This is a genomic window from Rhizobacter sp. P3_B12, from assembly GCF_056402895.1.
In genome coordinates this window covers 1-6,218 of the sequence record NZ_JBFUGN010000308.1, presented here as the reverse complement: position 1 = coordinate 6,218, position 6,218 = coordinate 1, and the positions used below count along the sequence as shown (strand labels likewise).

The 6,218-nt window shown below is 65.3% G+C and carries 8 protein-coding genes; 6 read left to right on the top strand and 2 right to left on the bottom strand.

All coding sequences use genetic code 11. The annotated features are described in order from the left end of the window. A partial coding sequence (locus AC1D01_RS16870) for a PepSY-associated TM helix domain-containing protein (protein ID WP_477868210.1) occupies positions 1-1,267 on the bottom strand: 1,267 nt, incomplete at its 3' end. A 79-nt stretch (positions 1,268-1,346) separates the two neighbouring features. Next, positions 1,347-1,700 (bottom strand): DUF2946 domain-containing protein, encoded by a 354-nt coding sequence (locus AC1D01_RS16865; protein ID WP_477868208.1) that lies wholly within the window; start codon positions 1,698-1,700, stop codon positions 1,347-1,349. Here AC1D01_RS16865 and AC1D01_RS16860 point away from each other — a divergent pair. The 6 genes from AC1D01_RS16860 (at position 1,699) to AC1D01_RS16835 (ending at position 6,003) form a co-directional block, all read left to right on the top strand. After that, on the top strand, positions 1,699-2,421 hold the full coding sequence (locus tag AC1D01_RS16860; protein WP_477868206.1) for a tRNA-uridine aminocarboxypropyltransferase: 723 nt from the start codon (positions 1,699-1,701) through the stop codon (positions 2,419-2,421). The genes AC1D01_RS16865 and AC1D01_RS16860 overlap by 2 nt on opposite strands. Before the next feature lie 134 nt (positions 2,422-2,555). Further along, on the top strand, positions 2,556-2,924 hold the full coding sequence (locus tag AC1D01_RS16855) for a DUF1428 domain-containing protein (RefSeq protein ID WP_477868204.1): 369 nt from the start codon (positions 2,556-2,558) through the stop codon (positions 2,922-2,924). A gap of 231 nt (positions 2,925-3,155) precedes the next feature. Further along, complete coding sequence (gene ylqF, locus AC1D01_RS16850; protein ID WP_477868212.1) at positions 3,156-4,064, top strand: ribosome biogenesis GTPase YlqF; 909 nt, start codon at positions 3,156-3,158, stop codon at positions 4,062-4,064. A 749-nt stretch (positions 4,065-4,813) separates the two neighbouring features. Beyond that, complete coding sequence (locus tag AC1D01_RS16845; RefSeq protein ID WP_477868203.1) at positions 4,814-5,146, top strand: hypothetical protein; 333 nt, start codon at positions 4,814-4,816, stop codon at positions 5,144-5,146. 92 nt (positions 5,147-5,238) lie between these two features. Beyond that, complete coding sequence (locus AC1D01_RS16840; protein WP_477868201.1) at positions 5,239-5,460, top strand: hypothetical protein; 222 nt, start codon at positions 5,239-5,241, stop codon at positions 5,458-5,460. A gap of 108 nt (positions 5,461-5,568) precedes the next feature. After that, the gene (locus tag AC1D01_RS16835; RefSeq protein ID WP_477868199.1) at positions 5,569-6,003 is read left to right on the top strand and encodes a hypothetical protein; all 435 of its coding nucleotides are present in this window, start codon (positions 5,569-5,571) and stop codon (positions 6,001-6,003) included. The last annotated feature ends 215 nt before the right edge of the window (positions 6,004-6,218 follow it).

Sequence of the window (6,218 nt, the reverse complement as noted above, 5' to 3'; positions counted from 1 at the left end):
CGCCGAAGGCGGCGCGATCGCCGGGCCGCCGCGGTGGCGCCGCGAGCCGGCCGCGCGGGCGGCGCTTCCACCACATCACTGCCGCCGACACGGCCAGCAGCACGATGGCGAGGCAGCCGGCCAGCATCACGAGTTGATTGACCCAGCCGAACTGCCGGCCGGTGTGCAGGCTGACGCCCCATTCGGTCAGGCGGCCGGCCACGCCGTAGTCGCGGTAGCCCACGTCGGCGAGTACGGTGCCGGAGTAGCGGTCGAGGTGGACGACGCGCTCGGCCCGCACGTCATCCGGAAACAGCATCGCGGTGTAGACGCCGCGCGGGCCGGCCGGCAGGCCGATCGGCGTGCCCGCCGGCATGCCMAGCCGCGTGAAGAGGCCCAGCGCCTGGTTCAGTCCGAGGGACATACTCGCCGAGGCGACCGGTGTCGAAGGCGCGGCGGCRTCGTGCCCTTCGTGTCCCTCATGCGACTGCGGCAGCGGCGCCTGGATCAGCGGCCAGGGCACGCTGCCGAGGCTTGTCAGCGGGGGCGACGATTCCGGCTTGGCGCCCCACACGTACGGGGGCAGGCCGATGCCCCACTGGTGGGACAGGCGTCCGAACTGCTGGCCCCAGAAGGCCGACCACGGCATGCCGGTGACGGCGAGGAAGAGGATCGCCACCGCCGCCACGGCGCCGGTGACGGCATGCAGGTCGCGCCACCAGGTGCGGCTGGCCGGGCGCCCGCGAATGCTGCAGACACCGCCCGATCGCCCGCGTGGCCACCACAGGAAGAGGCCGGACACGACCAGCACGATCGCCCAGCCGGCCACCACTTCGATCCCGTGGTTCGCCACCGTGCCGGCGATCGCGAGCGAGTGGATGCGCTTGACGAGCTCCATCAGCTTGCGATCGTCGCGCAAGGTGCCCAGCACGCGGCCGCTGGTGGGATCGAGGTAGACCGACACCGTGCCGGCGACGGTGCGGATGCCCACCTCGGCACTGCGGCCGGTCTCCCTGGGCGGGATGAAGCGGACGGCCTCGCCGGGCTGTGCTGCGCGCGCCTTGGCGACGAGGGTCTCGGCATCCAGCGGCGATGCCGGCGTCGCCTCGACGAAGCGGACGCTGGAATGGACCAGCGACTCGATGGAGTCCTTGAACAGGTACAGCGCACCGGTCAACGCCATCAGCACGAGGAAGGGCAGGCAGACCAGGCCGGCATAGAAATGCCAGCGCCAGACGCGGCGGTACAGGGTGGATTCGGGCGTGGAAGGGGTGGCCTGGGATGACATGGCGGATCCTGCGGTTCAACTCGTGCGACAAGCACCGGCTGCGGATCGAGGTGATCCGCGCCGAACGGTGTTCAGTCAGTCAGCAGAAGAACGGCGGGGCGCGCGGCTGCGCAGTCACCCAGGCATGCGGCGTGTGGCAGGCCGCCAGGAAGGCCGGTGGCARCTCGTCTTCGGGACCGGGTGCCAGGGGAACCACCTCGCGGGCAGGTGGCAGGCCCCACGCCGGCATGTGCACCGAGCAGTAAGGGCAGTGATCGAGGAGGTGGGCTGCGGCCGGCACGCTGCCGGATTCGGTCGAGCGGGGATCGCTCGAATCACCCTTCACCCACTTGGCGCCCTGGGCGCTGCAGACCTCGATCCACGACGCGCCGCGGGTCAGGCCCAACGCGTGGGATACCGACGGCGCAAGCGACGCCATCAGGATCGCCAGCATGGCGAGCCATGTGGCGAGCTGGCGTTGGGCGCGGGAGGGTGACATCGCGGCGGATTCTAGGTGGCCCGGCTTGCAACCGGCGTGCGAACATGCCGGCGTGAACGGTACGTCAACCCTCTGCCGCGTGGCTTGCGCGCGCTGCCTGCGGCCGCAGGTGACCTGCTTGTGTGCGTTGACAAAGGCGACCGCCCATCGCACCGAAGTGCTGGTTCTGCAGCACCCGCAGGAACAGCGGCAGGCCAAGAACAGCGTCGCGCTGCTGCGTCTGTCTCTGGCGCACTGCGAGGTGGTCGTTGGCGAGCGTTTCGAGCCTGCGGCGTTGGCGGCACTGTTGCACAGGCCCGGGAAGGACACGCGGCTGCTCTACCCCGACGTGCCCATGGCCCCGGCGTCGTCAGTCCCTGGGACAACGGCGGGTGCGTCTGTGCGCCTGGTGGTCATCGATGCGACGTGGCGCAAGAGCCTGCGCATGCTTCTGGAGCACCCGACCCTGGCGGCGCTGCCGCGGCTAACGCTGGACGCGCCGGCGCCGACCCGCTACCGAGCGATTCGCGCGGCGCGGCGAGCCGACCAGGTCTCGACACTCGAGGCTACCGTGCAGGCGCTGGCGACGCTGGAGGGCCCGTCCTTCGACGCCGCGCCACTGCTCGACGCATTCGGCCTCTTCGTCGCGGGCGTTGCGGCCCGTCGGCGGCATCAGGCGCCCTCGGTCAAGACGTGACGCGCCCGACCAGGAGCGGGTGTTGGTGAAAGGCCCGGCACGCCATGTCGATTTGGCTTCCCGTCGTTCGTCGATGGGATACAAGGTGCCCTCGGGCGGGTGCGCCCACCGTTCAACTTGACAGGAGTGAAGACATGTCCTACATCGACGGTTTCGTGATCGCGGTCCCCACCGCCAACAAGCAGAAGTTCATCGAGCACGCACGCCATTTCGACTCGCTGTTCATCGAGCTGGGCGCGATCCGCGTGATCGAGGGTTGGGGCGACGACGTCCCCGACGGCAAAGTGACCGATTTCCGCCGCGCAGTCCAGGCCACCGGTGAGGAGACGGTGGCCTTTTCGTGGGTCGAATGGCCGGACAAGGCCACGCGCGACGCAGGCATGAAGAAGATGATCGAAGACCCGCGCATGGATCCGTCCACACCCGGCAACCCGCCCCTGCCGTTCGACGGCAAACGCATGATCTTCGGCGGCTTCGAACAGGTGGTCGAAGTCAAGGCTTGAGCGGCGGGCGGGTGGCCGCCCGAGATGCCGCCTGAATGGATCGCGTTGCGGGCATTCCGTCGCGGACGCTGAGGCCCGTTCTTTCCGCAATGAGGCCGGCCGGGTGCTCGTCGTCAGTGGACAAGGTTCATGCATGATGATCAGCGCCTCCCATGTCAAACGTTAGACAGCCGCAAATCGATGTCCGCTCCCGACGCGGACATCCGCGAGAACACTGAAAGCAGCATTTCCATGGCCATCCAGTGGTTCCCAGGCCACATGCACACGACCCGCAAGGCCATCGCCGATCGCCTTCCGGAGATCGACGTAGTGATCGAGTTGCTTGACGCACGCCTACCGGGCTCGAGCACCAATCCCTTGCTGGCTGAACTGACGGCAGGCAAGCCTGCGCTGAAGGTATTGAACAAGCAGGACCTCGCAGATCCGGAGATCTCCGAGCTTTGGCTGGCGCATTACCAGGCGCTGCCGGGCACCCGTTCTCTGGGGCTGGACGCCAGCACCACCGCGCCGGCGCGTGCGCTGATCGCGGTGTGCCGGGCGCTTGCCCCACATCGCGGCGGCATGGTCAAGCCGGTGCGGGTGTTGATTTGCGGTATTCCCAACGTGGGCAAGTCGACGTTGGTCAACACACTCGCTGGCCAGCGCACAGCCAAGACGGGCGACGAGCCGGGCATCACCAAGCTGGAGCAGAAGATCCTGCTGGCCAACGACTTTTTCCTGTTTGACACACCGGGCATGCTGTGGCCGCGAATCCTMACCGCGCAGGGTGGGTACAACCTGGCGGCAAGCGGCGGCATCGGCCGCAATGCTTATGACGAGGAAGAGGTAGCGATGGCGCTGCTGGCTCGCGTGCGCCATCGCTACGCGGACCGACTGGTGGCGCGCTACAAGCTTGCCGGCCTCTCGGCGATGACCGACGAGGCGTTGCTGGCCGAAGTGGGCCGCAAGCGCGGCGGGCTGCTGCCCGGTGGCCGCGTGAACATGCAGAAAGCCGCTGAGGTGGCGTTGAACGACTTCCGTAGCGGCGCCTGGGGCCGCGTCACGCTCGAGACGCCGGATGAGTTCGTGCACTGGCGGGCAGCCGGCATCGTGGCCGAGGAGACGCGAAAAGCGAAGAAGGAAGCACGCGGGAAGGCGTGACGTCATGTCGTCTTCCATGGGGAGCCGGAGACCGAGTTGTCGCGGCGCACTTGAGCACCATTCTGGGAAAGGGCGTTCTGGCCGTTGCGAGCAGCGTCGAGCGCTAGCGTTCGTCGTGCAGCCCTTCACGAGAGTCTTCTTTTGGGTCGTTGGACTTCCGTGTCACTGACAACTTCTATTGAGCTGATCTGCCACGGCAAGCTGGGGCGCGCAGCTCATGCCAAATGGTAGTTCGCATGAGAGCCACGCTGCACGTCATCGCCGCACTTGTTGTGTTCATCGCTGCGGACCACCTACGYTCATTGCTTCAGCAGSWTCTCCCATCCTYCGACGTGCGAAGCRTTGTTCTTGCGAGCATCGCTGTCTACCTTGTCGTGTTCGCTGCGGCTGGTGCTGTCATGGCTCTTGTGACGGACCGTCGCCAACTAGCCCTCGCTCTCGCGTTGCTCGTTGGTGTAGCGAGCCCTATTTCCACACTGCCTTTCGAATCGGTGCATCCATTCGTTCATGTCACGCATGCGCCCACTTGGCTTGAGCCATTCCTCTGGGCGAATTGGTATGTTCCACCGGCGGCTGCACTGCTCGGAGCGCTTGTAGTGCTCGGCGCGCGAGCATGCACGTGGCGGACTAAGCCGCATAAGAATCAGCCGACGTGAGACAGATTGCAAGCGATGCGACAAGCCCCCAAAACCTTGCTTCGTGATGTGCACTGGTCGTTCTCAGAGCCGGTTCCTCAGTCGAGGACAGAGTTGATCGAAGCAGCGAGTGCCTATGCCTCCGACATCGAAGCGCAAGATCCCAAGGACACCCTCCTGCAGACTCTCCCGTTCTCTGACGTGCACCTCAAGTATGAACACGCGGTGCGCAGCCCAGATGGAGACTGGCTGGATATCGAAAGTTCGGTTCGAGTAGTCGCTCCGCAATCCTCACGGCTGAATGGGGCAGATCTGCTTTGGGAGCTGCATGTTGCTTGCGCTTCAACAGTCGGGCAGAACGATCGAAACTTCTTCGAGGGCCTGGAGCTTGAAGATCAAGGCGCGGCACATCAGCCGCCCACGTATCGAGTCCTCCTTGGCAGCTAACCTGCCATCGAGGCAGCGGGTGTTCGCTTGATGGACGGGCATCGGCCAGAAGCGGGCGGCTGCGAGAGATGCCTTTCAGGAAGGCGAGGGTCATGATCGTTCCTCCGCCGGTTGAGAAGCTGCCTATCTTCGTTTTGGGCGCTGTGCTTGCGCTGATCGGTGGATTCCTTGCGATGCAGGAATCCATGTTCAGCCGGGCGCAGCTCGAAGCGGCTGCGATGGTCGTCGTTGGCTTGGGTGCTGCTGTGTACGACGCTACTCGGCGCGTTCGGCATGCAAAGCAGACGGAGAAGGACGACGCGAATGCCGATTGATGCTCGCACGGGCTCGCCGTGGTTGGCGCCTGACGGCCACGAACTGTCTGTCGCGAGGGGCGGCTTTCAAGTAGGCTTTGCATCCTTCGCAGCTATGCCCCCATCGATATGAGTACCAGGACTGCTCAAGTCACCGCGGCGTGCCTGAGCTTCGTCTTTCTCTGGTTGGAGGTGGCTGCACTTTTTGCTTGGCTCGCCCCGGAGAACCGACAGATCATCCCTTTTGTCGCAGTTGCGGCCGCAGCTACGGCTTGCGCTGCGTATTTCTGGAGGCATATGGCGGCTGAGGCCATGGTGCTGTCCCCAGGTGCATGGCTCGGCACCTTTGCTCTGGCAGCGGCCATTTCCTTCGTTTTCGTCGAGATGGACTGCGGCGGTTCGCTGCGATTCGTTGATGGCTTGCCAACTTGCTCCCATGTCAGCGGCGGCATCTCAATCGTGTTCACCGTCGGCGCGCTTGCACTCATGATCGTTTCTCTGCCGAATGCTCTTCGCGCGTGGCTGATCAGAATGTTTGACCCGGGGGCTGGGCCGCGCGCATGAATGCAAGCACCCTCAATTTCAGGGGTTAGCCCGCTGCGTCAACGTGCTTTCTGAATGATCGCTTCGCGGCGCTGAGGGTTGGTGAGCGTCCAGTCTGACCATCTTGAGAATGCGATAGGCACATAGGAGCCTCGTACCCACCTCAACTTTGGTGGATACGTATGACCTTCCCCGTCCAACCCGCTGGCGCTCGGCGCCGGCGTCGGCTCCACAGC